20 protein-coding genes are annotated in these 20964 nt (G+C 73.3%); 8 read left to right on the forward strand and 12 right to left on the reverse strand.

Going from position 1 to position 20964, the window contains the following annotated elements:
- Positions 1 to 5: 5 nt before the first annotated feature.
- Both ACFQQI_RS13675 and ACFQQI_RS13680 read right to left on the reverse strand, forming a co-directional pair.
- Positions 6 to 368 (reverse strand): hypothetical protein, encoded by a 363-nt coding sequence (locus tag ACFQQI_RS13675; RefSeq protein ID WP_378564040.1) that lies wholly within the window; start codon positions 366 to 368, stop codon positions 6 to 8.
- Positions 365 to 1261 carry a hypothetical protein gene (locus ACFQQI_RS13680; RefSeq protein ID WP_378564043.1) on the reverse strand — a complete coding sequence of 299 codons (897 nt, stop codon included), beginning with the start codon at positions 1259 to 1261 and terminating at the stop codon, positions 365 to 367. The genes ACFQQI_RS13675 and ACFQQI_RS13680 overlap by 4 nt, the downstream gene beginning before the upstream one ends.
- Before the next feature lie 95 nt (positions 1262 to 1356).
- Here ACFQQI_RS13680 and ACFQQI_RS13685 point away from each other — a divergent pair, with 95 nt between their 5' ends.
- A complete protein-coding gene (locus ACFQQI_RS13685; RefSeq protein WP_378564046.1) occupies positions 1357 to 2151 on the forward strand; it encodes an IclR family transcriptional regulator C-terminal domain-containing protein in 795 nt (264 codons plus the stop codon).
- A 19-nt stretch (positions 2152 to 2170) separates the two neighbouring features.
- Here the strand turns inward: ACFQQI_RS13685 and ACFQQI_RS13690 are convergent, their stop codons facing one another.
- Positions 2171 to 3625: an amidohydrolase family protein gene (locus ACFQQI_RS13690; RefSeq protein ID WP_378564049.1), complete on the reverse strand. Its 1455-nt coding sequence runs from the start codon at positions 3623 to 3625 to the stop codon at positions 2171 to 2173.
- Between the two features lie 159 nt (positions 3626 to 3784).
- Here ACFQQI_RS13690 and ACFQQI_RS13695 point away from each other — a divergent pair, with 159 nt between their 5' ends.
- From ACFQQI_RS13695 to ACFQQI_RS13710, 4 genes are all read left to right on the forward strand, one after another.
- The gene (locus tag ACFQQI_RS13695; RefSeq protein ID WP_378564052.1) at positions 3785 to 4942 is read left to right on the forward strand and encodes a CaiB/BaiF CoA transferase family protein; all 1158 of its coding nucleotides are present in this window, start codon (positions 3785 to 3787) and stop codon (positions 4940 to 4942) included.
- Positions 4939 to 5733 (forward strand): citryl-CoA lyase, encoded by a 795-nt coding sequence (locus ACFQQI_RS13700; RefSeq protein WP_378564055.1) that lies wholly within the window; start codon positions 4939 to 4941, stop codon positions 5731 to 5733. Before ACFQQI_RS13695 ends, ACFQQI_RS13700 begins: the two co-directional genes overlap by 4 nt.
- Positions 5733 to 6710 carry a zinc-binding alcohol dehydrogenase family protein gene (locus tag ACFQQI_RS13705; protein ID WP_378564057.1) on the forward strand — a complete coding sequence of 326 codons (978 nt, stop codon included), beginning with the start codon at positions 5733 to 5735 and terminating at the stop codon, positions 6708 to 6710. The genes ACFQQI_RS13700 and ACFQQI_RS13705 overlap by 1 nt, the downstream gene beginning before the upstream one ends.
- A gap of 74 nt (positions 6711 to 6784) precedes the next feature.
- Positions 6785 to 9907, forward strand: a complete 3123-nt coding sequence (locus ACFQQI_RS13710) for an MMPL family transporter (protein WP_378564060.1) — start codon at positions 6785 to 6787, stop codon at positions 9905 to 9907.
- 9 nt (positions 9908 to 9916) lie between these two features.
- Here the strand turns inward: ACFQQI_RS13710 and ACFQQI_RS13715 are convergent, their stop codons facing one another.
- From ACFQQI_RS13715 to ACFQQI_RS13725, 3 genes are all read right to left on the reverse strand, one after another.
- Entirely contained in the window at positions 9917 to 10315 is a 399-nt protein-coding gene (locus tag ACFQQI_RS13715) for a hypothetical protein (protein WP_378564063.1), read from the reverse strand.
- 114 nt (positions 10316 to 10429) lie between these two features.
- Positions 10430 to 11665, reverse strand: a complete 1236-nt coding sequence (locus ACFQQI_RS13720; RefSeq protein ID WP_378564066.1) for a fatty acid desaturase family protein — start codon at positions 11663 to 11665, stop codon at positions 10430 to 10432.
- Positions 11666 to 11682: 17 nt separating this feature from the next.
- Entirely contained in the window at positions 11683 to 12798 is a 1116-nt protein-coding gene (locus ACFQQI_RS13725; RefSeq protein WP_378564069.1) for a ferredoxin reductase, read from the reverse strand.
- A gap of 90 nt (positions 12799 to 12888) precedes the next feature.
- On the opposite strand from ACFQQI_RS13725, the gene ACFQQI_RS13730 reads away from it, so the two are divergent.
- Both ACFQQI_RS13730 and ACFQQI_RS13735 read left to right on the forward strand, forming a co-directional pair.
- Positions 12889 to 14052 carry a PucR family transcriptional regulator gene (locus ACFQQI_RS13730; RefSeq protein WP_378564072.1) on the forward strand — a complete coding sequence of 388 codons (1164 nt, stop codon included), beginning with the start codon at positions 12889 to 12891 and terminating at the stop codon, positions 14050 to 14052.
- A 102-nt stretch (positions 14053 to 14154) separates the two neighbouring features.
- On the forward strand, positions 14155 to 14790 hold the full coding sequence (locus tag ACFQQI_RS13735) for a fasciclin domain-containing protein (protein ID WP_378564075.1): 636 nt from the start codon (positions 14155 to 14157) through the stop codon (positions 14788 to 14790).
- Between the two features lie 8 nt (positions 14791 to 14798).
- Here the strand turns inward: ACFQQI_RS13735 and ACFQQI_RS13740 are convergent, their stop codons facing one another.
- Positions 14799 to 15359 (reverse strand): DUF664 domain-containing protein, encoded by a 561-nt coding sequence (locus ACFQQI_RS13740; protein WP_378564078.1) that lies wholly within the window; start codon positions 15357 to 15359, stop codon positions 14799 to 14801.
- 54 nt (positions 15360 to 15413) lie between these two features.
- Here ACFQQI_RS13740 and ACFQQI_RS13745 point away from each other — a divergent pair, with 54 nt between their 5' ends.
- Positions 15414 to 16301, forward strand: coding sequence for a helix-turn-helix transcriptional regulator (locus ACFQQI_RS13745; protein ID WP_378565546.1), 888 nt, complete (start codon positions 15414 to 15416; stop codon positions 16299 to 16301).
- Here the strand turns inward: ACFQQI_RS13745 and ACFQQI_RS13750 are convergent.
- The 5 genes from ACFQQI_RS13750 to ACFQQI_RS13770 all read right to left on the reverse strand — a co-directional run bounded on the left by ACFQQI_RS13750 (position 16284) and on the right by ACFQQI_RS13770 (position 20956).
- On the reverse strand, positions 16284 to 16766 hold the full coding sequence (locus tag ACFQQI_RS13750) for a diadenosine tetraphosphate hydrolase (RefSeq protein WP_378564081.1): 483 nt from the start codon (positions 16764 to 16766) through the stop codon (positions 16284 to 16286). The genes ACFQQI_RS13745 and ACFQQI_RS13750 overlap by 18 nt on opposite strands.
- Before the next feature lie 188 nt (positions 16767 to 16954).
- Entirely contained in the window at positions 16955 to 17740 is a 786-nt protein-coding gene (locus tag ACFQQI_RS13755; RefSeq protein WP_378564084.1) for a glucosamine-6-phosphate deaminase, read from the reverse strand.
- Positions 17740 to 18681 carry an N-acetylglucosamine-6-phosphate deacetylase gene (locus tag ACFQQI_RS13760; protein WP_378564087.1) on the reverse strand — a complete coding sequence of 314 codons (942 nt, stop codon included), beginning with the start codon at positions 18679 to 18681 and terminating at the stop codon, positions 17740 to 17742. The genes ACFQQI_RS13755 and ACFQQI_RS13760 overlap by 1 nt, the downstream gene beginning before the upstream one ends.
- 5 nt (positions 18682 to 18686) lie before the next feature.
- Positions 18687 to 19577, reverse strand: a complete 891-nt coding sequence (locus tag ACFQQI_RS13765) for an ROK family protein (protein WP_378564090.1) — start codon at positions 19575 to 19577, stop codon at positions 18687 to 18689.
- Positions 19574 to 20956, reverse strand: coding sequence for a glycoside hydrolase family 3 protein (locus ACFQQI_RS13770; RefSeq protein ID WP_378564093.1), 1383 nt, complete (start codon positions 20954 to 20956; stop codon positions 19574 to 19576). Before ACFQQI_RS13770 ends, ACFQQI_RS13765 begins: the two co-directional genes overlap by 4 nt.
- Positions 20957 to 20964: the final 8 nt, after the last annotated feature.

Consider the following 20964-nt stretch of genomic DNA (forward strand, 5'->3'; position numbering starts at 1 on the left):
CGAGGCTAGGTCGAGATGTCCGGGTAGGGCAGTCCGAGGTGCTTCAGCTTCGCGGCGTAGTCGAGCTGCATGGCCAGCGGCTCGTCGAAGTCTCGCTCGAACATCGCGATCCAGAGGGTCAGGGTGAGGAACGGGTGCGCGCCCATCTGGAAGAGCGCGACGTGGTCCTGGTCGACGAGCGCGCGTCGTTCCTCGTCGCTGAACGCCAGCCAGGTGCTCTGCTCCGTGGCCGCGCAGTTGAGGATGTGGTTGGCGCGCTCCGCCTCCCACCAGGCGACGGTCCCGGCCGGGTCGTCGCGGTAGCGCTCGGTCAGGTCGTGGTCGCGGTCGACCGTGTAGAGGAACTTGTCGACGAGGTAGCGGCTCACAGGAGGGCCCCCTTCGCGGCGAGCGGCAGGCCCGGCACGAGGTCGGGATCGGGGTACCAGGTGAAGTAGGCCTCCATCGTGTGGAAGAGGTCGAGGTTGTCGGCGTAGTCGGCCTTGTTGTAACCGGCGATCCCCATCATCAGCATGAAGTCCATGAAGCCGTGGGTCGCGTTGCCCGGCGCGTGCAGGCTGTCGAGCGTGACGTTGGCCAGGCAGCCGTCGATGTCGCCGGTGGCGATCCACTGCACGGCCTGCGCGTCGAACTCGGGGTCCGGCCCGTGCGGCCCGAACTGGCGCGGGCCGCCCAGCTCGAGCGAGAGGTGGCCGGTGCCGATCACGGCGACCCGCAGCTCGCTCGGCCAGGCGTCGATGATCTCCCGGATCGTCCGGCCGAGCTGCACGAACCGCTCGGGGCGCGGGAGCGGCGGCGCGAAGATGTTCGTGTAGACCGGCACGATCGGCAGGTCGTTCTGCGGGCGGACCGTGAAGATCGGGCAGGTGATCGAGTGGTCCACGCGCAGCTCGTTGGAGAACGCGAGGTCGAAGCCCCGGTCGATGCCCTCGCGCAGCATGTAGGCCGACAGCTCCTCGTTGCCGCGGAAGAACAGCTTGGGGAGCCCGAACTCCCGCATCTCGTTGTCCCAGTTGCCGTCGTAGTACGGCGCCTTGCCGATGAGGAACTGCGGCATGTTGTCGAGCCAGAGCTGGTGGAAGTGGTCGGAGCCGACCATCACCAGCAGGTCGGGCCGCGCGACCGTGAGCGTCTCCCGGTAGGCCTCGACCTTGCGCACCCAGTCGGCGGCGAACGGCGGCGCCTCGTCGGGCGGGAGCTGGCTGGTCTTGAGGAAGAACGGGTGGTGGGTCGTGGCCAGGATCGCCACCAGCTGTGCCATCAGGCACTCCTCTCCTCGGTCGTACACGTGTCCGCATCGCGGTGGTGTCGGCCTGCCGGGTGTCGACTGAGCGTCCGCTGTGCGACCATCGGCCCATGGCAGGCCGCGGCACCGGACCGGACTTCGTCGAGGCGCTCGCGCGCGGGCTCGACGTGCTGACGTGCTTCGACGCCAGCCACCGCGAGCGGAGCCTGGCCGAGATCGCCGCGGCCACCGACCTCGCACGCCCGACCGCGCGCCGGCTGCTGCTCACCCTCGAGGAGCTCGGCTACGTGCGCGCCGGCGGGGGCGGCTACGCCCTGACCCCGCAGGTGCTGCGCCTCGGCACGGCGTACGCCAGCTCGCTCGGCCTCTGGGAGATGGCGCGCCCGCACCTCGAGGGCCTGGTCGCGAAGACCGGCGAGTCCTCGTCGATGTCGCAGCTCGACGGCTCCGACATCGTGTACGTCGCGCGCGTGGCCGTGCCGAAGATCATCGCGCTCCGGGTCGACATCGGCACCCGCTTCCCGGCGGTCCCGACCTCGCAGGGCAAGGTCCTGCTCGCCGCGCTGGACGCCGACGACCGCGCCCGCGCGCTGGCCGAGCCGACCCGGTCCGGCCTGCCGGCCGTGGAGTACGACGCCGCCGCGCTCGAGGACGAGCTGCGCACCGTGCGGGCCCGCGGGTGGGCGCTCGCCGACGAGGAGCTCGCGCGGGGCATCCGCTCCGTCGCCGTGCCGGTGCGCGACGGCGAGGGCGTCGTGCGCGCCGCGATGAACGTGACCGTGCACGCCGCCGAGACCAGCGTCGAGACCCTCACCGGGGACTACCTCCCGCTGCTCCTGCACACGGCCAGCCAGGTCGCCGCGGACTGGGCGCTCTGGCAGGCGCGTCCCCAGGTCGGCGGCTGATCCTCCAGGCACGCCCAAGTCAGCCGCCGTGCGTCGAGGAGTCGGCGTACTCGGTGTAGGTGTAGGGGTTGTCCATCACCTTCGACTCCGGGATGTCCGGGCTCATGCCGCTCGTCCAGTCGGCGTCGCCGAGCTCGGCGCGCAGGTGGTCGACGGTCTCCCCCACGACGCGCCGCGCCTTGGCGAGGTCGGCGCCGACGAGCCGGTGCTCGTGCTTGACGACCTTGCCGTCGACCAGCACGGTGTGGACGTCGCCGCGCTGGGCCTGCATCACCACGTGGCCGTAGGGGTTGAGGATCGGGAACATCACCGGCGACGCGTCGTTCTTGATCAGCACCACGTCGGCCTTCTTGCCCGGCTCGAGGCTCCCGATCCGGTCGTCCAGCCCGAGCGCCCTCGCCCCGCCCCGGGTCGCCCACTCGACGACGTCGGCGGCGCGGACGCCGAGGTGGGTGACGGTCTCGTTGCCGGCGTGCGCCTCGTGGTGCTCGCGGGTCCGGTCGGCGTTCAGCGTGGCGCGCATCGCCGAGAAGATGTCGGCGCTCATCCAGACGCTGGTGTCCATCGACAGCGAGATCGGGATGCCGTAGTGGCGCAGCGCCCAGCTCGACGGATAGCCCTGGCCGCAGCTCGACTCGCTCTCGGCGGCCACCGACGCGCTGCCGCCGCTCGCGGCGATGCGCTGGTAGGAGTCCTCGCTCAGCGTGGCGGCGTGGACATAGATGGTCTCCGGAGCCATGAACCCGTGCTCGTGCATGAGCCGGATCCCGTTGTCGTTGGTCGCGCCCCACACGCCGGCGTGGGTCGTGACGGGTGCGCCGAGGTCGCGGGCCACCTCGAACGCGGCCTTCTCGGGGAACGCCGGGTCGCCGGTCACGTCGAACGCCATCTGGAAGCCGAGCAGGTCGCTGCGCGGCATCCGGCGCTCGACGAAGTCGCGGAACTCCGGCGTCGCCGACCACTCCCACGGCCCGGCCTGGATGTTGCCGTAGGCCAGCACGAAGCGGCCCGGCACCTCCTCGAGCGCGTCGACGGCGGCGTCCGCGTGGTCGACCGTGTGCAGGTTGTGGGACCAGTCGACGCTGGTGGTCACCCCCGCATCGAGCGCCTCGAGGCCGCTGAGCAGGTTGCCTGCGTAGATGTCCTGGGGCCGGAACTTCTTGCCGTGCTCGAGGTAGTTCCACACGAAGTACTGGGTGAGCGTCCAGTCCGCGCCGTACCCCCGCACGGCGGTCTGCCACATGTGGCGGTGCGTGTCGACCATGCCGGGCATCACGATGCCGCCGGACGCGTCGATCTCGACGGTGCCCTCGGGTACGTCGAGCGCCGGGCCCACCGCCTCGATCCGATCGCCGACGACCAGCACGTCGCCACCCTCCAGCAGGGTGCGGGAGCCGTCCATGGTGAGCACGGTGCCGCCGCGGAGGACGATGGCCGGCGCACCGGCGAGGGACTCGGGACTCGGACTGGTCATGGCTGCCTCCCCGCTGCCGACCCCATGAACGGACATCTGTCCGTTGTCCTCGCAGCGTGGAGTAACCCCGATCACATGTCAAGGGTGGTTGACACCCCGGACGCGGTACGACGACGCTTGCGGACAACTGTCCGTCAAACGGCTCAGGGAAGGAACCACGTGCCCGGAGACGACGCCGCCCGCGGCCCCCTCGACGGCCTGCTCGTCGCCGACTTCTCGCGCGTGCTCGCCGGTCCCTACGCCACGATGCTGCTCGCCGACCTCGGCGCCGACGTGGTCAAGGTGGAGAGCCCGGCCGGTGACGACACCCGGCACTGGGTGCCGCCGCGCCGGGGCGACGTCGGCACCTACTTCCTCGCGATCAACCGCAACAAGCGCTCCGTGGCGCTCGACCTCGAGGACCCCGGCGACCGCGAGGTCGCGCACGAGCTGTCCGCGCGGGCCGACGTCTTCATCCACAACTTCAAGCCGGGCGGGCTCGACCGGTTCGGGCTCGGGTACGACGACGTCGCGGCCCGCAACGCCCGCAGCGTCTACTGCTCGATCAGCGGCTTCGGCTCCGGCGGGGGGCGGTCGCTGCCCGGCTACGACCTGCTCGTGCAGGGGATGTCCGGGCTGATGAGCCTGACCGGCGACCCGGATGGTCCGGCGTACCGGGCGGGGATCTCGGTCTTCGACGTGATGACCGGGTTGCACTCCGTCATCGGCATCCTCGCCGCGCTGCGGCACCGCGACGAGACCGGCCGCGGCCAGCACGTCGAGACCAACCTGCTCTCGACCGCGCTGTCGACGATGGTCAACCAGGTCTCGGCGTACGTCGCGGGCGACGTCGTGCCGCACCGGATGGGCAACGCCCACCTCAGCCTCTTCCCCTACGAGCCGCTCGCGACCGGCGACGGCGACCTGATCGTGGTGGCGGGCAACGACGGTCAGTTCCGCCGGCTGGTCGAGGCCCTCGGAGCCCCGGAGCTCGCCGACGACGAGCGGTTCGCGACGGTCGGCAGCCGCAACGAGCGGCGCGAGGAGCTGCGGCCGCTGCTGCTCGAGCGGCTGGCGACCAGGTCGGCCCAGGAGTGGTTCGGGGTGCTGACCGATGCCGGCATCCCTTGCGGCCCGATCAACGACGTGCGCGGCGGCGTCGAGCTCGCCGAGTCGCTCGGCCTCGCCCCGGTGGCGATGGCCGGCGACGTGCCGACCGTGCGCAACCCGATCCGCTTCAGCGAGAGCCCCACCCGCCACGACCTGCCGCCGCCCGAGCTCGACGGCGACGGCGACGAGATCCGGGCCTGGCTCGGCTTCCCGAAGGAGACCCGATGAGCACGCCGTCGTTCCCGACCTCGCTCGGCACGTCGGAGGGCACCACCATCACGCTGCTCGGCCGGGACCTCGCCGGCGACCTGATGGGCAACGTGTCCTTCGGCGAGCTGGCCTACTGGCTGCTCACCCTCGAGCGGCCGACGCCACAGCAGTCGCGGCTCTTCGAGGCGGTGCTGCTCGGGCTGGCCGACCACGGCTTCACCCCGACCGCGATCGCGGCCCGGCTGACCTACCTCAGCGCGCCCGACGCGATCCAGGGCGCGCTGGCCGCGGGGCTGCTCGGCGGCGGGTCGCGATTCCTCGGCGTCACCGAGGACACCGGGCGGTTCCTCGGCGAGGTGCTCGCGGGCCTCGACGGGCTGCCGACCGACGCGGCCGGGTGGGACGAGGTCGCCGAGGCCGCCGTACGCCGCCAGCGGGAGGCCGGCCGCTTCGTGCCGGGGCTCGGACACCCCGTGCACAAGGACGGCGACCCGCGGACGCCGCGGCTGGTCCAGATCGCCCACGAGGAAGGGCTCTACGGCCCGCACCTCGCGCTGTTCGAGGCGATCGGGCGCACGCACGAGGCGGTCCTCGGCAAGCGCCTCCCCCTCAACGGGGCCGGCGTCAGCGGCGCGGCGCTCGCCGACCTCGGCATCCCGCAGGAGCTGCTGCGCGGCACCGTGCTGCTCGCCCGGTGCGCCGGGCTGCTCGGCCACATCGCCGAGGAGATCCGCCGCCCGATCGCGAACGACGTCTACATGACCGTCGACCGCAACGCGGTCTACGTCGACCCGGCCGGGGAGTCGTGATGCGCGCCGCTCACCTGCACACGTGCGGCGAGCCGCCGCGCGCGGTGGAGGTCGACACGCCGACCGCCGGCGCGGGGCAGGCGCTGGTCCGGGTGACGGCCGCGCCGATCACGCCGCTCGACCTGCTGTGCGCGAGCGGTACGTCGTACTTCGGGGCGCCGGCGACGCCGTACGTGCCAGGCGTGCAGGGCATCGGGGTCATCGAGTCGTCCGACCGCCTGTCTGCGGGGAGCCGTGTCTGGTTCCCGACGCCGGCCGGGATGGCGTCGGGGGACGGCGGCATGGCCGAGCTGGCCGTGGTGCCCGACGGCGACCTCGTGCCGGTCACGGGGAGCGTCGACGACGCGCACCTCGCGGCGCTGGGACTCTCGGCGATCGCGGCCTGGACGGCGCTGCTGCTCCGCGGCGGGCTGCGGCCGGGCGAGCGGGTGCTCGTGCTCGGCTCGAGCGGCGTCGTCGGCCGGGTCGCGCTGCAGGCCGCGCGCCTGCACGCCGCGGGAGCCGTCTTCGGCGCCGCGATCGAGGACTCCGCCGGCGTCTCGGCCGCCGAGCTGGGTGCCGACGGCTTCGTGCAGCTGCGTCCCGACGAGCCCACCGACGAGCTCGCGAAGCGGATGCGCGACGTCGTCGGCGACGTCGACCTCGTGCTCGACCCGCTGTGCGGCGTGCCCGCCTCGGCCGCGCTGCTCTGCCTCGCCCACGGCGGCCGGCTGGTCAACCTCGGCAGCAGCGCGGCGCCGACCGCGACGTTCTCCTCCGCCCACCTGCGCAGCGGGTCGCGGACCGTCCTCGGGTACACGAACAACGACCTGACCGGCCACGAGCGCCGGCAGGCGATGCAGGAGATCGAGCTGCACGCGGCCGCCGGGCGACTCGCGGTGCCCTACGAGGAGTTCCCGGTCGAGCGGGTGCACGAGGCGTGGGAGCGGCAGGCGCGCGGCGAGGTCGACGGTCGGGCGGTCATCACGTTCGGCTGAGCCGGCGGCGTACCGCACATCGGTGACGTCAAGCGGGTGTCCCTCGGGCAGGGTGAATGGTTTGGGAGGGACCCGTGGCCCGACTACTGCACGCACTCGGCGCGTTCTGCGCCCGTCACGGCCTCGTCGTCATCGTGGCCTGGCTGCTGCTCGGCGCCGGTGTGGCCGTGGCGGTGGTGACCGTGGGGGCCCGGACCGACAACGACCTCTCCCTGCCCGGGACCGGGAGCCAGCAGGCGACGGACCTGCTCGAGGAGCGGTTCCCGCCCCAGCAGAACGGCGTCAACCCGATCGTCTTCAACGTCTCGCAGGGCAAGCTCACCGACTCCGCCAACAAGGCGGCCGTGAAGGACGCGGTGGCCGCGATCAAGGCCGAGCCGCACGTCTACAGCGTGACCAACCCGGTGAGCAGCTCCGGCCAGACCGCCGGGCTGCTCTCGAAGGACGGCCGGACGGCGTTCGCGCCGGTGCTGCTCGACATCGGCTCCGGCGACGTGACGAAGGAGATCGCCCAGGACGTGATGGACGCGGCCACGCGGGAGACGCAGGACGCGGGCATCACGGTCGAGGCCGGCGGCACGATCGGGACGGTGCTCTCGACCGACGAGTCGGAGACCAGCGAGATCGTCGGGATCCTCGCCGCGATGGTGATCCTCAGCTTCGTGCTCGGCAGCCTGGTCGCGATGGGGCTGCCGATCATCACCGCGGTGGCGGGCCTGGCGGTGGCACTCGGTGTGGTGGGCCTGCTCGGCCACGTGTTCGCGATCCCGTCCAGCGGCCCGACGCTCGCCACGATGATCGGCCTCGGGGTCGGGATCGACTACTCGCTCTTCCTGATCAGCCGGCACCAGGACCACCTGCGGGAGGGCCGGTCCGTCGTGGACGCCGTGGCCGGAGCGGTGGCGACCTCCGGAAGCGCGATCGTCTTCGCCGGCTGCACGGTGGTGGTCGCGCTGCTCTCACTCGCCGTGGCGGGCATCCCCCTCGTGAGCACCCTCGGCCTGGCGTCGGCGATCGCCGTCGTGACAGCAGTGTTGGTCGCGATCACGTTCCTGCCGGCGTTCCTCGGGCTGCTCGGGCACCGCATCGCCTGGCTGTCGCTGCCTGCCTTCCTGCGGCGCCGGCGCGAGCCGGGCACGGGCTTCTGGGCCCGGTGGGCCGGGTTCGTGCGCCGGCACCCGGTCGTCGTCACCGTGGGCTCGCTGGCGCTGCTCGCGCCGCTCATCATCCCGGCGTTCTCCCTCGAGCTGGGCCAGGAGGACGTCGGCGCGACGTCGCCGGAGACGACCGAGCGCAGAGCCTACGACCTGATCTCCGACGGCTTCGGCGTCGGCTACAACGGCCCGCTCCTGGTGGCCTCCGAGCTCGACCCGGTGGCGGCGCCGAGCTCGGAGTACACGAAGAAGTACGACGAGGCGCAGTCGCTGCAGCAGGAGCTGGAGACGGCGCAGGTCGAGCTCCCCCAGCAGCAGAAGGAGCTCGAGAGCCAGCAGGCCGCGCTGGAGGAGCAGCAGCAGTCGCTGGAGGACCAACAGGCCGGGCTCGAGGACGAGCAGGCGACGCTGGAGTCGGAGCAGGCGTCGCTGGAGCGGCAGGCCGACGAGCTCCAGTCGGAGCAGGCGGCGCTGGAGCGGCAGGCCGCCGCGCTGCAGGCCCGGCAACGGCGACTCGAGGCGGAGAAGCAGCGCCTGCAGGCGGAGCGGACCGCGCTCGAGCGCCGGGCCCGCGCGGTCGCCGGCAAGGCACGCCCGCTCGTGAAGAGGCTCGCCCGGCTCGACGCGCGGGAGCGCGTGCTGGAACGCCGCATCGAGCGCGCCCAGGGCGACCCGGCCCGCGTCGACCGGCTGCAGGAGCGGCTCGCGCGAAACCTCGACCGCCAGGACGTCGTACGCGACGAGCTCGTGCCGCTGAAGGCGGAGGGTCGCCGGCTCGCCGACCGCGCCCGCCGGCTGGCGGCCGAGGCGCAGCGGCTCCAGCAGCAGGCCGCCGCCCTCCAGCGGCAGGCCGACCAGCTCCAGGCGCAGAAGGCGGACCTCGAGCGACAGGCCGCCGAGCTCCAGCGAGAGGGCGACCAGCTGCAGCAGCAGGCGGCGTCGCTGCGGCGCCAGGCCGACCAGCTCCAGGACGAGGCCGCGACGCTCCAGGAGGAGGGCGACTCCCTGCAGCAGCAGGCCGACGAGCTGAAGGCCGAGCAGAAGCAGGCGCAAGAGGAGCAGAAGCAGGCGGAGCAGCTCCAGAAGGAGCTCACCGACATGATGACCGCGGCCGGTGGCGACGACCGCGGCACCGACCCGCGCATCGTGAACCTCCAGCAGGGGCTCTCGTCGACCGCCGGGGTGGTGGCGCTGACCCCGCCCCAGATCAACGACAAGGGCGACGTGGTGCTGCTCTCCGCCGTGCCGAGCACGTCGCCCGCGTCCGACGACACCGCCGACCTGGTCGGGACCGTGCGCGACGACGTCCTGCCCCAGACCAACTCCGGCGGCGGGATCACGTCGTACGTCGGCGGCTACACGGCGTCGTACGTCGACCTCGCCTCGCTGATCACGGCGCGCCTGCTGCTGGTGATCGGCACCGTGCTGCTGCTCGGCTTCCTGCTCCTGATGGTCGCGTTCCGCTCGCTGCTGGTCCCGCTCCAGGCGGCGGTGACCAACCTGCTGTCGGCGGCCGCCGCGTTCGGCGTGCTGACCGCCGCCTTCCAGTGGGGCTGGGGCATCTCGCTGCTCGGCATCGACACCGCCTCCGACTCCGTGCCGATCGCGAGCTACGTGCCCCTGATGATGTTCGCGGGGCTGTTCGGCCTCTCGATGGACTACGAGGTCTTCCTGGTCAGCCACGTGCAACAGCACGTGCACGCCGGTGAGGAGGCCCGCGGCGCCGTGCGGTCTGCGCTCGGTTCGAGCGCACGGATCACGACCGCGGCCGCGCTGATCATGGCGTCCGTCTTCGCCAGCTTCATCCTCGACACCGACCCGACGATCAAGCAGTTCGGAGTGGGGTTGTCGGTCGCGGTGCTCCTGGCGGGCCTCCTCGTCGTCACGCTGGCGCCGGCGGTCCTGGTGCTCTGCGGCCGGGCGGCGTGGTGGCTGCCGCGGTGGCTGGACCGCGTGCTCCCGCACGTCTCCGTGGAGGGCGAGGCCCCGCCCGCCCCGAAGCACCAGGCGGAGCGCGACACCCTCACGAAGGTCGGGCGGTAGCGCGGCTCCTCAGAGGTGGTCGGGCACGATCAGCGCGTCGGGGTCCTGGCGCGGCGGGAGGTGCGAGAGCGCGAGCTGCACGAGCGCGACCCGTGCCTTGAGCACGACGGCCCTCCGGATCTTGCCGCCCTCCTCGCCGAGACGCTCCTCGACCGCGGCGGTGACCTGCTCGTCGGTGAACGTCGGCCGCGTGCCCGCCGCGACCTCGACGTCGGGGAGCGCCACGAGCACCGGCAGGAGCTGATCGCCGAGCCCGTCGAGCAGCTGGAAGCGCTGGAACCTCCCCAGCGCCTCCCACGCGTCGTCGGCCGTACGGCGTCCCTTGCGCACGTCCTTGTCCTGCGCGGCGAGCACGCTCTTGGCCGCCCCTGTCAGCGCCGCGGTCAGCTCGTGCTCGGTGAATCGCATGGGCCCATCATCCCCGTTCGGACGTCGCAGGCTCGGATAGTCCGTCACGAACTGGTCGCTCCCGAGGGCCTTTCGGCGACCACTTGGTGACGGACTATCCCGGATTCTGAGCTGTCAGGCGGCCTTCGCGATGCGGCGCGCCTGCTGCTCCAGCCGGGCCTGGGCGGCGCGACGCACCCTCGGGCCACCGGTCGACATCTTGTAGAGCAGCGCGACCTGCTGCGGGGCGTTCTTCAGGTTGGTCGTCGACATCCAGCCGTTGGGCAGCGACAGCCGGACGACCCGGTGCCACGCCGACGCGACCTGCTGCGGGAGCGGGGCGGAGTGGTAGTTGAGGTCGTACTTCTCGAAGAGCGCTCGCACGCGGGGGGCGACCTCGGCGTACCGGTTGGACGGCAGGTCCGGGAACAGGTGGTGCTCGATCTGGTGCGAGAGGTTGCCGGTCATGATGTGCATGGCCTTCGAGCCGGAGATGTTCGCGGAGCCGAGCATCTGGCGCAGGTACCAGTCGCCGCGGGTCTCGTTGGCCGGGATCGCCTTCCTCTCGAAGGTCTCGACGCCCTCGGGGAAGTGACCGCACATGATCACGGAGTGCGACCACACGTTGCGCACGAGGTTGGCGGTGAAGTTGGCGGCCAGCGTCGGGAGGAAGGAGCCGGTCGGGATCGACAGCGCCGGGTGCACGACGTAGTCCTTGGTCGCCTGCTTGCGGATCTTCCTCAGCGTGCCCTTGAGGTTGCGCTTGAACTCCGCCGACCGCTTCTCCTTCGGGAGGCGCAGGTTGCGGCCGAGCTCGAGGTCGTACGCCGCGATGCCGTACTCGAAGAAGCAGGCGTTGATGAAGTTCCACAGCGGCTGGGCGAGGTACGCCGGGTGCCACCGCTGGTCCTCGTCGACGCGCATGATGCCGTAGCCGAGGTCGTTGTCCTTGCCGACGATGTTCGTGTACGTGTGGTGGATCTCGTTGTGCGAGTGCTTCCAGCCCTCGGCCGTCGACGCGTTGTCCCACTCCCAGGTGGTCGAGTGGATCTTCGGGTCACGCATCCAGTCCCACTGGCCGTGCATCACGTTGTGGCCGATCTCCATGTTCTCGAGGATCTTGGCCACGCTGAGGCCGATCGTGCCGACGATCCACGCCGGCGGCAGCGACGAGAACAGGAGCACCGCGCGGCTGCCGAGCTCGAGGCGGCGCTGCACGTCGACGACGCGGCGGATGTACGCCGAGTCACGCTCGCCGCGGGAGTCGAGCACGTCCTGCCGGATCGCGTCGAGCTCGATGCCGATCTGCTCGATGTCCTCGGGCGTGAGGTGGGCGGTCGGGTTGACGGGCTTCTTCGTGATGGCGGTCATCGGGACTCCTGTCGGGGTCAGTGGTCGATCACGCACGGCCCGGCGGCCGCGTTGATGCAGGTCTGGATCGGTACGCCCCCGGGGCCGGTCTCGCCGGGCACCGCGACGGTGAGCGCGCCGTTGCGCAGGTCGCGGACGGCGCCCTCCTTCAGCGGGACGACGCAGCCCATGCAGATGCCCATCCGGCAGCCGCTGGGCATGAGGACGCCGGCGTTCTCGGCGGCGTCGAGGATCGGGGTGGAGCCGTCGGCCTCGACCTCGGTGCCGCCGGCGAAGGCGACCGTGCCGCCCTCGGCGGCCACGACGGTGACCGGGCGGAACCGCTCGGTCGCGAGCGGGACGCCCCGCTCGTCGTAGTGCTCCTGGAGCGAGTCGAGCAGGCCGGCGGGGCCGCACGCATAGGCGACGCGGTCATCGAGGTCGGGCACGATCCGGTCGAGCTCCGCGACGTCGAGCAGGCCGTGGGTGTCGGTGTGCACCTCGACGAGGCGCAGCCACCCGGCCTCGTCGTACTGCCGCAGCTCGCCACCGAAGATGACCTCGTTGCGCGACATCGCGGAGTGCAGCAGGAGGATGTCGGTCGCCGGCCGCTGGGCGCGGTGGAAGAGGTTGCGGAGCATGCCGATCACGGGGGTGATGCCGGAGCCGCCGGTGACGAGCAGCAGCTTGTCGGGGATCGGCTGCGGGAGCACGAACTCGCCCTCGGCCTGGTGGAGCTGGAGCATCTGGCCCGGCTTCGCGCGACGGACGAGGTAGTTGGAGACGACGCCGTCGGGGATCGCCTTGACGGTGATGCTGATCCGGCGGTCGGCGCGCGGGCCGTGGGTGAGGGAGTAGGTGCGCCAGAGGCGTACGCCGTCGACGTCGACGCCCACGCGGACGTACTGCCCCGGCACGTGGCCGGCCCAGTCGCGACCCGGCTGGAGCACGATCGTCGCCGACTGGTGGGTCTCGGGGCGGACCTCGACGATCCGCGCGCGCAGGTCGGCGCCGCGGCGCAGCGGGTGGAAGACGTCGAGCACGTCGCTCAGCTCGAGCGGCGTGATGGCCGCGTCCGCGATCCGGCGCAGCCCGTCCCGCAGCGAGCGGCCGCGGCCGGACCGGGTCGTGGTGGACGGAAGAGCGATGCTCATGGGACCAGTCTGCTGGCCACGACGCGCAAGATCATGACCGCAGGACGTGAAGATGCGGCTCACAGTTGTTCGCAGATGACAAAATGAGGCATGGCCACCGCCCGTCAGACCGCCGACCACGGCCGGCGACTGCCCCCGAAGGCCGTCGAGCGCATGCGCGCGGAGCTGCCCGACGTCGCCGAGCACGTGGTCGCGGCGATCATCGACGAGGTGCCCAGCTACACCGACGCGTTCAGCGGGGCGATGGGCGAGACCATCCGCAACGCGGTGCAGCTCGCGCTCGGCGGCTTCCTCTCGCTGGCCAGCGGCAAGCGCGGCGCCGACCTGTCGACGCCGACCGCGCCGGCGGTCGAGGGCGCCTACCAGCTCGGCCGCGGCGAGGCGCGCAGCGGCCGCACGACCGAGGCGATCCTCGCGGCGTACCGCATCGGCGCGCGCGTCTCCTGGCGCGAGATGTCGACCACCGCCGTGCGCAACGGGCTCGACGGCGAGACGCTCGCGGCGTTCGCGGAGCTGGTCTTCGCCTACATCGACGAGCTGTCGGCCGCGAGCGTCGCGGGCCACTCCGACGAGCTCGCGACGACGGGCCGAGCGCGGCAGCGGCGCCTCGAGCGGATCGCCCACCACCTGCTCAGCGGGTCGCCCGCCGACACGGTGCTCGCGGCCGCCGAGCGCGCGGGCTGGGACCCGCCGAAGACGCTGACCGCCGTCATCGTGCCCGAGGCGCAGGTGCGTCCGGTGCTGGCGGCGGTGTCGCCGGGGACGATCGCGGCGACCGAGCCGCCCGAGCTCGACGAGGCCGTGCTGCTGCTGGTGCCCGACGCGCACGGGCACCGGCGTACGGCGCTGCTGCGCACGCTCGGCACCCGCGGCTGCACGGCGGGGCCGGCCCGGCCGTGGCTCGAGGTGCGCGCGTCGTACGACCGCGCGCTGCGCGCCCGGGCCGCGGGCCTCGACCTCGACACCGAGGCCCACCTGGTGCCGCTGGTGCTCGAGGCCGACCCGGCGGCCCGCGCGGACCTGCGCGCCCAGGTGCTCGCCCCGCTGGCCGACCTGCGGCCGGCGACGGCCGATAAGCTCGCCGACACCCTCCGCTCGTGGCTGCTGCACCAGGGCCGGCGCGACGAGGTCGCAGCCGACCTGTTCGTGCACCCGCAGACCGTGCGCTACCGGATGGGGCAGCTGCGCGAGCTGTACGGCGACCGCCTCGACGACCCGGCGTACGTGCTCGCGCTGACCGTCGCCCTGGGCTGACACCAATCCGGATCCGCGGCGGCTCCGAACCACGCGCGTCAGTGACCACCCCTCGGGCGTGGGAGCGCGCGCGAGGACATCAGGGGAAGGAAGACCGAACCGATGAACAAGATCCGCCGTACGACCGCCGGCCTCGCTGCCACCGCACTCGCCGGCACCGCCGCCCTCACGGCCGCCCCTTCAGCCCAGGCCGCACCCGAGCGCGACAGGCCCACCAGCCTGGCCCAGGTGCTCGCCGCCGACGGGCACCGCTTCGACCAGAAGTGGGGCGACTTCGACATCCTCGACGCCGCGGTGGCGGCCGTCCTGGACGCGAAGCCGAAGAGCCCGGTCGCCGTGCTGGCCAAGGGCAGGACGGAGCTGACGGCGTTCCTGCCGACCGACCGCGCCTTCCGCCACCTCGCCGGCACGCTGACCGGCACGAGGCCGGACACGGAGAAGCGCACGTTCAAGGCCCTGGCCGGCGCGGCCGGCATCGACACGATCGAGACCGTGCTGCTCTACCACGTGGTGCCGGGCAAGACGCTCGGCGCGGCCAAGGTCGTCAAGGCCGACGGGAAGAAGCTCACGACCGCCCAGGGCGGCAAGGTCACGGTCATGGTGAAGGGCAAGCGCGTCAGCCTCGGCGACGCCGACCCGGACCTGCGCGACCCGCGGGTGACGAAGACCGACATCAACCGGGGCAACCCGCAGATCGCCCACGTGATCGACCGGGTGCTGCTGCCGATCGATCTCTGAGGCCCGGGCTACGGCCGCCAGTCGGGCGCCGGGTCCTCACCCGTGAGTCCGTCGACGGACTCGCGGATCAGGTCCGCGTGCCCGACGTGGCGGCCGTACTCCTCGATCATGTCGTGGACGAGGCGGCGCACGTTGGCGTGGTTGCCCTCGTCGTCGGCGACGTCGGCGTCGCCGCCGAGCCCGACCGACGCGATCGCCTCGTCGACGAGCGCCTGACCCTTCGCGACCGACTCGCGGAACAGCGCCTCGAGCGAGGCCGGGGTGTCGTCGTCCTCGACCCGGAGGTGCCACTCGGGGTCGTCCCAGTCCGCGTCCTCGAAGGGCGCGAACGGCCGCCGGCCGTGGAGCTTCCACGAGAACGTGATCGCCTCGACCACGGCCAGGTGCTTGAGCAGCCCGCCCAGGGTGAGGGTCGACGAGCCGACGGTCGCACGGATGCCGGCGTCGTCGACGCCGCCGCACTTCCACAGCAGGTAGGCGCGCATCCGGTCGAGGGAGCCGACGAGGGCCTCGATCTCGGTGCCGGCGAGCGGCGGCTCGGTCCGGAAGACGTACGGGGTGGTGGTCATGTCCGGCAGACTAGGAGCATTCCCGGACGATCTACTTCCCCGACTGCCCGAGCCCTGCGCGCGCTCGAGCTGATCCAGGCGCGCCCGGGCATCACGGCCGACCAGCTCGGCGTGGGGCTCGGGGTGACCGGCCGCGCCGCCCGGCGGTACGTCGCGATCCTGCGCGAGGCCGACCTGCCGATCGAGTCGGTGAGCGGGCCGTACGGCGGCTACCGCGTCGGCCGCGGCCTGCGGCTGCCGCCGCTGATGTTCACCGCGGCCGAGGCGACCGGGCTCGTGATGGCCACGCTGGAGGGACACCCCGGCGCGGCCGACCCGGCCGACGTCGTCGGCGGGGCGCTGGCCAAGATCCTGCGCGTGCTGCCCGAGCGGCCCGCCGTACCCAACCCGCAGTCCGCCGGCGAGGTCCTGCCGCACGAGCACCTCGAGCGCCTGGTGGCGGCGTGCGCGGCGTCGCGGGTGCTGATGCTCGACTACCGGATCGGCGAGGGCACCTCGGAGATGGTCGTCGAGCCGTGGGGGGTCGTGCTGCGGCACAGCCACTGGTACCTGCTCTGCTGGTCGCGCAGCCGCGACGCACGGCGGGTGCTGCGCGTGGACCGGGTCGCCGACGTGTCGGCGCTGCCCGAGACGTTCACGCCGCCGGAGGGCATCGACGCGCTGCGGGTGGTGGAGGAGCACTTCGCGGAGGGGTGGAGGTACGCCGCGGAGGTCGTCGTCGACGCGCCGGTGGAGCAGGTCGGGCGCTGGGTGCCGCGCAGCTTCGCCCGGCTGTCGGCCGAGGGCGACCGGACCCGGATGGTCGCCACCACCGACGACCCGGAGTGGTACGCCGGCCGCCTGGCGATGCTCCCGGTGCCGTTCGAGGTGGTCGGGTCGCCGGAGCTCCGCGCGGCGTTGCGCTCGCTGGCCGCCCGGCTGGTGTCAGCCGCCGACGCGTAGCTGCCGGTCGAGCTCGGCAGCGAGCTCAGAGCGCAGGTCGTCATGCTGCGGGCCGAGGGCGTGGCCGGGCTCGACGCGCTTCGTCCAGTGGTGCAGCGCGGCCGGCCAGCCGACGATGTCGTCGGGCTCCCAGCGGTAGCGCGGGGTCACGTGGGCGTGCAGGAAGGCATCGGTGTTGCCCTGGATCTCCAGGTTGATCCGCCGGAGCTCCGGGTCGCGCCTCGAGCACACCGCCGACACCGCCCGGCCGAGGATCGCCATGTCCTCGAGGAAGACGAGCTGTCGGTCGGGCTCGAGGTCCGTGAGCTGGTCGACGCCCGGGGTGTCGGTGATCAGCACGCAGTAGCCCGGCAGGTGCTGGACGTCGCCGATCACCGCGAACCCGGCCCGCATCCTCCGCAGCACCGTGGGATTCGTCCCGGCCAGCGCCGTACCCACGCGGTCGTGGCGGAAGTCGTCGGTCACCTGCGCGAACCTAGGGCCGTGCTCGGTCGCCGCCGCCCAGGCGCGCCGGCGGGCGCGTGGCTGCGGGTCCCGGCCGGCACGCCGTCCGCGGGTGGCGGTGGCTCAGCCACCTTTTCTGGCCGCGCGACGGTGGATGTCCCACCGCAGGGTCGCCGGCCGATCCCCCGACCCACAGATCCTGACGCCCCTCAGAGCCCCTGCCACGCCGGCTTCGCGGCGTACACCTCGCGGTAGTAGTCGAGGCGGGTGAGCCCGGAGGCGGCGTCGGGGTCGAGCAGCACGGTGACGTGCGGGTGGAGCTGGAGCACGGAGGCGGGGCAGGAGGCGGAGACCGGGCCCTCCACGGCGGCAGCCACCGCGGCGGCCTTGCGGGGGCCGGCGGCGACGAAGAGCAGGTGCCGGGCGCGCAGGATCGTGCCGAGGCCCTGGGTCAGCACGTGCTGCGGCACCTCGTCGACCGACCCGAAGAACCGGGCGTTGTCGGTGCGGGTCCGGTCGGTGAGCGTCTTCAGCCGGGTCGCCGACGCGAGCGAGGAGCCGGGCTCGTTGAAGGCGAGGTGGCCGTCGGAGCCGATGCCGAGCACCTGCAGGTCCACGCCGCCCGCGGCCTCGATCGCCGACTCGTAGCGGTCGCCCGCGTCGGGCAGGCCGTCGGGCGAGGCGTCCGGGCCGGCGACCCGCTCGCGCGCGATCCCGAGCCCGTCGGTGCACTCGCGGAAGATCGTCTCCCGGTAGGTCTGCGGGTGGCCGGCCGGCAGCCCGACGTACTCGTCGAGGGTGAAGCAGCGGACGGCGTCGTACGACGGCCCGGTGCCGGCCTGGTGGCGGCGGATGAGCTCCTGGTACGTCGGGAGCGGGCTCGACCCGGTGGCCAGGCCGAGGACGGCGTCGGGGCGCCGGCGCACCAGCGCCTCGATCGCGTCGGCGGCGACGGCTCCGACCTCTGCGGCCGACGGGAGCGGCACGACCTCCATCAGTCGACCACCAGCCGGAGGTCGTCGGTGAGCCGGATCCGCTCCTCGCGCGGCGGCAGCCCGAGCAGGCCGAGCGGGGTCGTGGTCGCGGTCGCGACCGCCTCGTCGAGGGTGCAGCCCGTCTGGGCGACCAGCACCCGCAGGCAGTCGAGCAGGGACGCGGCCGATCCGGCGAGGGTGCCGTCCTCGAGCCGGACGGTGCCGGCGGCGACGACCACGTCCTGGTCGCCGAGCCGCGTCGGACCGTCGGGCAGTCCGAGCGCGGCCGTGGTGTCGGAGACCGAGACGAAGCGCTCCGGGCCGAGCGTCCTCCACGCCGTCCGCACGAACAGCGGGTCGAGGTGGTAGCCGTCGACGATCAGCCCGGCGTGCAGCCCGTCGCCACCGAAGGCGCTGCCGACCGGGCCCGGCTCGCGCGCGAGCATCGGCGCCATCGCGTTGCCCAGGTGGGTGAAGTAGCGGGCGCCGGCCTCGACGGCGGCGGCCACGTCGGCGGTCCCGGCGGCGGTGTGGCCGACCGACACCACGACGCCGCGGGCGACCAGCGTCTCGATGACCTCGATCGCCCCCGGCAGCTCGGGCGCGATCGTGGTCATCAGCACGCCGGTCTCGCGCGACCAGTCGTCGACCAGCTCGAGCGACGGCGGCCGCAGCCAGTGCTCGGGGTGGGCGCCCTTGCGGGCCGAGGCGATCATCGGCCCCTCGAAGTGCAGGCCGAGCGGCTCGGCTCCGACCCATCCGGCGGGCGGCCCGGAGGCCAGGGTGGCCATCGCCTGCTTGCGCGCCGCCGGGTCGCTGGTGATGAGGGTCGGCACGAACGCGACGACGCCGTGCGCCGGCAACGCCGCGGCCACCTCCCACAGGCGGTGCGGCTCGGCGGTCAGGTCGACGCCGGCGGCGCCGTTGACCTGGATGTCGACGAGACCGGAGACGGTGGTCATGGCTCTCACTTTCCCAGCAGGGCGGCGCCCACGGCGGCCACGGGGTAGTCGGCGGGTACGACGCGGACGCGGCCCGCCAGGTCGAGGGAGGCGAGGAACGGCGAGTCGGCGGCCTGGTCGAGCAGCGCCTGGGCGACGGAGACGCGGAGCGCCTCACCGATCTGGGCGACCCCGCCGCCGATCACGATCGTGGCCGGGTCGACCGTCAGGCAGAGGGCGCGCACGGCGTCGGCGACCCCGGTCGCGAAGTCGTCGCGTACCTGGATCGCCTTCGCGTCACCGGTCTGCGCGGCGGCGAACAGCGCCTGGGAGGGAGGTACGTCGCCGGACGGCCAGGCCGCCGCGAGCGCCGAGCCGGAGGCGATCGTCTCGAGGCAGCCGCGCTGGCCGCAGGAGCAGATCGTGCCGTGCGGGTCGACCGGCAGGTGGCCGACCTCGCCGGCGGCACCGTGGACGCCCCGGCGGAGCTGGCCGTCGAGCACGAGGCCGGCGGCCAGGCCGGTGCCGATGCCGAGGTAGACCAGGTCGCTCTCGCCGAAGAACGCGGCCGCGCCCAGGGCGGCGGCGTTGACGTCGTTCTCGATCAGGGCCCGGACGCCCAGGCGCTCGCCGAGCAGGTCGCCGAGCATGACGACCTCGCCCTCGAGGGCGAGGTTGACCGCGTGCTGCACCGCACCTCGCTCGACGTCGACGAGGCCGGGGATGCCCACCCCGATCGGGCCGGAGAGTGGGTCGCCGGTGGCGGCGCGGAGCGCGTCGACGACGCGGCCGGCCGAGGCGACGACCCCGTCGGGGCCGGGGGTGGTCGGCTCGCGGACCTCCGCGCGGATCGCGCCGTCGTCGTCCAGCACGACACCGAGGGTCTTGGTCGCTCCGATGTCCAGACCGAGCTTCACCGGTCCCACCCCGCTTCTCGCAGCAGCTCGGTCACTGCGGTCGCCACCGGTCGAGAGTAGCCGCGCGTGAGCACGCGGGACAGCGGTCCGTCGTACGGCCCCGGCCAGCCCCACTCGATGACGACCGCGCGCTCGACGCGCTCGGCGACCTGCGCCAGCAGCGCGGCCACCTCCGGTCGGCGGTGGGCGTCGCGCACCTGGACGACCAGCGCGTCGGCCGTCGACGCGAATCCGTCCTCCGGTCGCACGACGACGTCGGGGGCCAGGCCCCAGGGCACCTCCCCCGCGGCGATGTTGGCCGTGGTGGCGATGCTGACGACGACCGCACCGGACAGGTCGGGCAGCTCTCCCTCGACGGTCAGCGCGCGTCGCGCGCCGGCCAGCTGGCGCTGCTCGAAGCCGCCCAGCCGCGCGACCCGCGCCGCCGCCGACCGCAGCCGCTCCTCGGAGAGCCGCCCGTCGTGCACCGCGGCGACGATCGCGGCCTGGGTCTCGCGCACGAGCGAAGCGGGCTTCTCGGGCCCGATGCACAGCAGGTCGGCACCGGCCGCCAGCGACAGCACCGCCGCCTCGGGGATGCCCCGCACCGCCGAGGCGCCGGCCATGTCGAGGGCGTCGCTGACGATCACGCCGTCGTACCCGAGCTCGTCGCGCAGCAGGCCGAGCACCGGCGCGCTGAGGGTGCCGGGCAGGTCGGGGTCGAGGGCGGGTACGACGATGTGCGACGTCATCACGGCCGCGACCCCCGCCTCGACGGCCGCGGCGAACGGCGCGAGCTCGCGCGCCCGCAGCGTCGCCAGGTCGGCGTCGACCACCGGCAGCGCGAGGTGGCTGTCCTGGGCCGTGTCGCCATGCCCCGGGAAGTGCTTGGCGCAGGCAGCGGTGCCGGCCTCCTGGTGGCCGCGGACCCAGGCGGCGACGTGCGCGGACACGGGCCCGGCCTCGGTGCCGAAGCTGCGGGTGCCGATGACCGGGTTGTCGGGGTTGCTGTTGACGTCGGCGTCCGGCCCGAAGTTGAGCGTGATGCCGACCGAGGCCAGCTCGGCGCCGACGGCGCGGCCGGTCTGGCGGGTGAGCTCGAGGTCGCCGACCCGGCCGAGCGCCGCCGGGCCCAGCACCGGGCTGCCGTCGAGGGCGTGCAGCCGGGTCACGTCGCCACCCTCCTCGTCGACCGCGATCACCGCGTGCGGGTTGGCGGCGCGGATCGCGGCGCTCAGCCGGGCCACGGACTCAGGCCCCTCGGCGGTGTTGGTGCCGAAGTAGCAGATGCCGCCGAGGCCCTCCCGCAGCAGCACGGCGTACTCGTCGGGCAGCGTGCTGCCGGCGAAGGCCGGCAGCTGCACCGCGAGCGCCAGGGTCTCGAGCGAGGGTTCGGTCATGGAGGTGA

The organism is Nocardioides sp. GCM10030259, from assembly GCF_042666375.1.
Classification (GTDB): Bacteria; Actinomycetota; Actinomycetes; order Propionibacteriales; family Nocardioidaceae; genus Nocardioides.

Bases quoted from the DNA above. Each gene is read 5' to 3' on its own strand.
- ACFQQI_RS13680 (WP_378564043.1), bottom strand. From the start codon at position 1,261: ATGGCACAGCTGGTGGCGATCCTGGCCACGACCCACCACCCGTTCTTC.
- ACFQQI_RS13685 (WP_378564046.1), top strand. From the start codon at position 1,357: ATGGCAGGCCGCGGCACCGGACCGGACTTCGTCGAGGCGCTCGCGCGC.
- ACFQQI_RS13690 (WP_378564049.1), bottom strand. From the start codon at position 3,625: ATGACCAGTCCGAGTCCCGAGTCCCTCGCCGGTGCGCCGGCCATCGTC.
- ACFQQI_RS13700 (WP_378564055.1), top strand. From the start codon at position 4,939: ATGAGCACGCCGTCGTTCCCGACCTCGCTCGGCACGTCGGAGGGCACC.
- ACFQQI_RS13705 (WP_378564057.1), top strand. From the start codon at position 5,733: ATGCGCGCCGCTCACCTGCACACGTGCGGCGAGCCGCCGCGCGCGGTG.
- ACFQQI_RS13715 (WP_378564063.1), bottom strand. From the start codon at position 10,315: ATGCGATTCACCGAGCACGAGCTGACCGCGGCGCTGACAGGGGCGGCC.
- ACFQQI_RS13720 (WP_378564066.1), bottom strand. From the start codon at position 11,665: ATGACCGCCATCACGAAGAAGCCCGTCAACCCGACCGCCCACCTCACG.
- ACFQQI_RS13725 (WP_378564069.1), bottom strand. From the start codon at position 12,798: ATGAGCATCGCTCTTCCGTCCACCACGACCCGGTCCGGCCGCGGCCGC.
- ACFQQI_RS13730 (WP_378564072.1), top strand. From the start codon at position 12,889: ATGGCCACCGCCCGTCAGACCGCCGACCACGGCCGGCGACTGCCCCCG.
- ACFQQI_RS13735 (WP_378564075.1), top strand. From the start codon at position 14,155: ATGAACAAGATCCGCCGTACGACCGCCGGCCTCGCTGCCACCGCACTC.
- ACFQQI_RS13740 (WP_378564078.1), bottom strand. From the start codon at position 15,359: ATGACCACCACCCCGTACGTCTTCCGGACCGAGCCGCCGCTCGCCGGC.
- ACFQQI_RS13755 (WP_378564084.1), bottom strand. From the start codon at position 17,740: ATGGAGGTCGTGCCGCTCCCGTCGGCCGCAGAGGTCGGAGCCGTCGCC.
- ACFQQI_RS13760 (WP_378564087.1), bottom strand. From the start codon at position 18,681: ATGACCACCGTCTCCGGTCTCGTCGACATCCAGGTCAACGGCGCCGCC.
- ACFQQI_RS13770 (WP_378564093.1), bottom strand. From the start codon at position 20,956: ATGACCGAACCCTCGCTCGAGACCCTGGCGCTCGCGGTGCAGCTGCCG.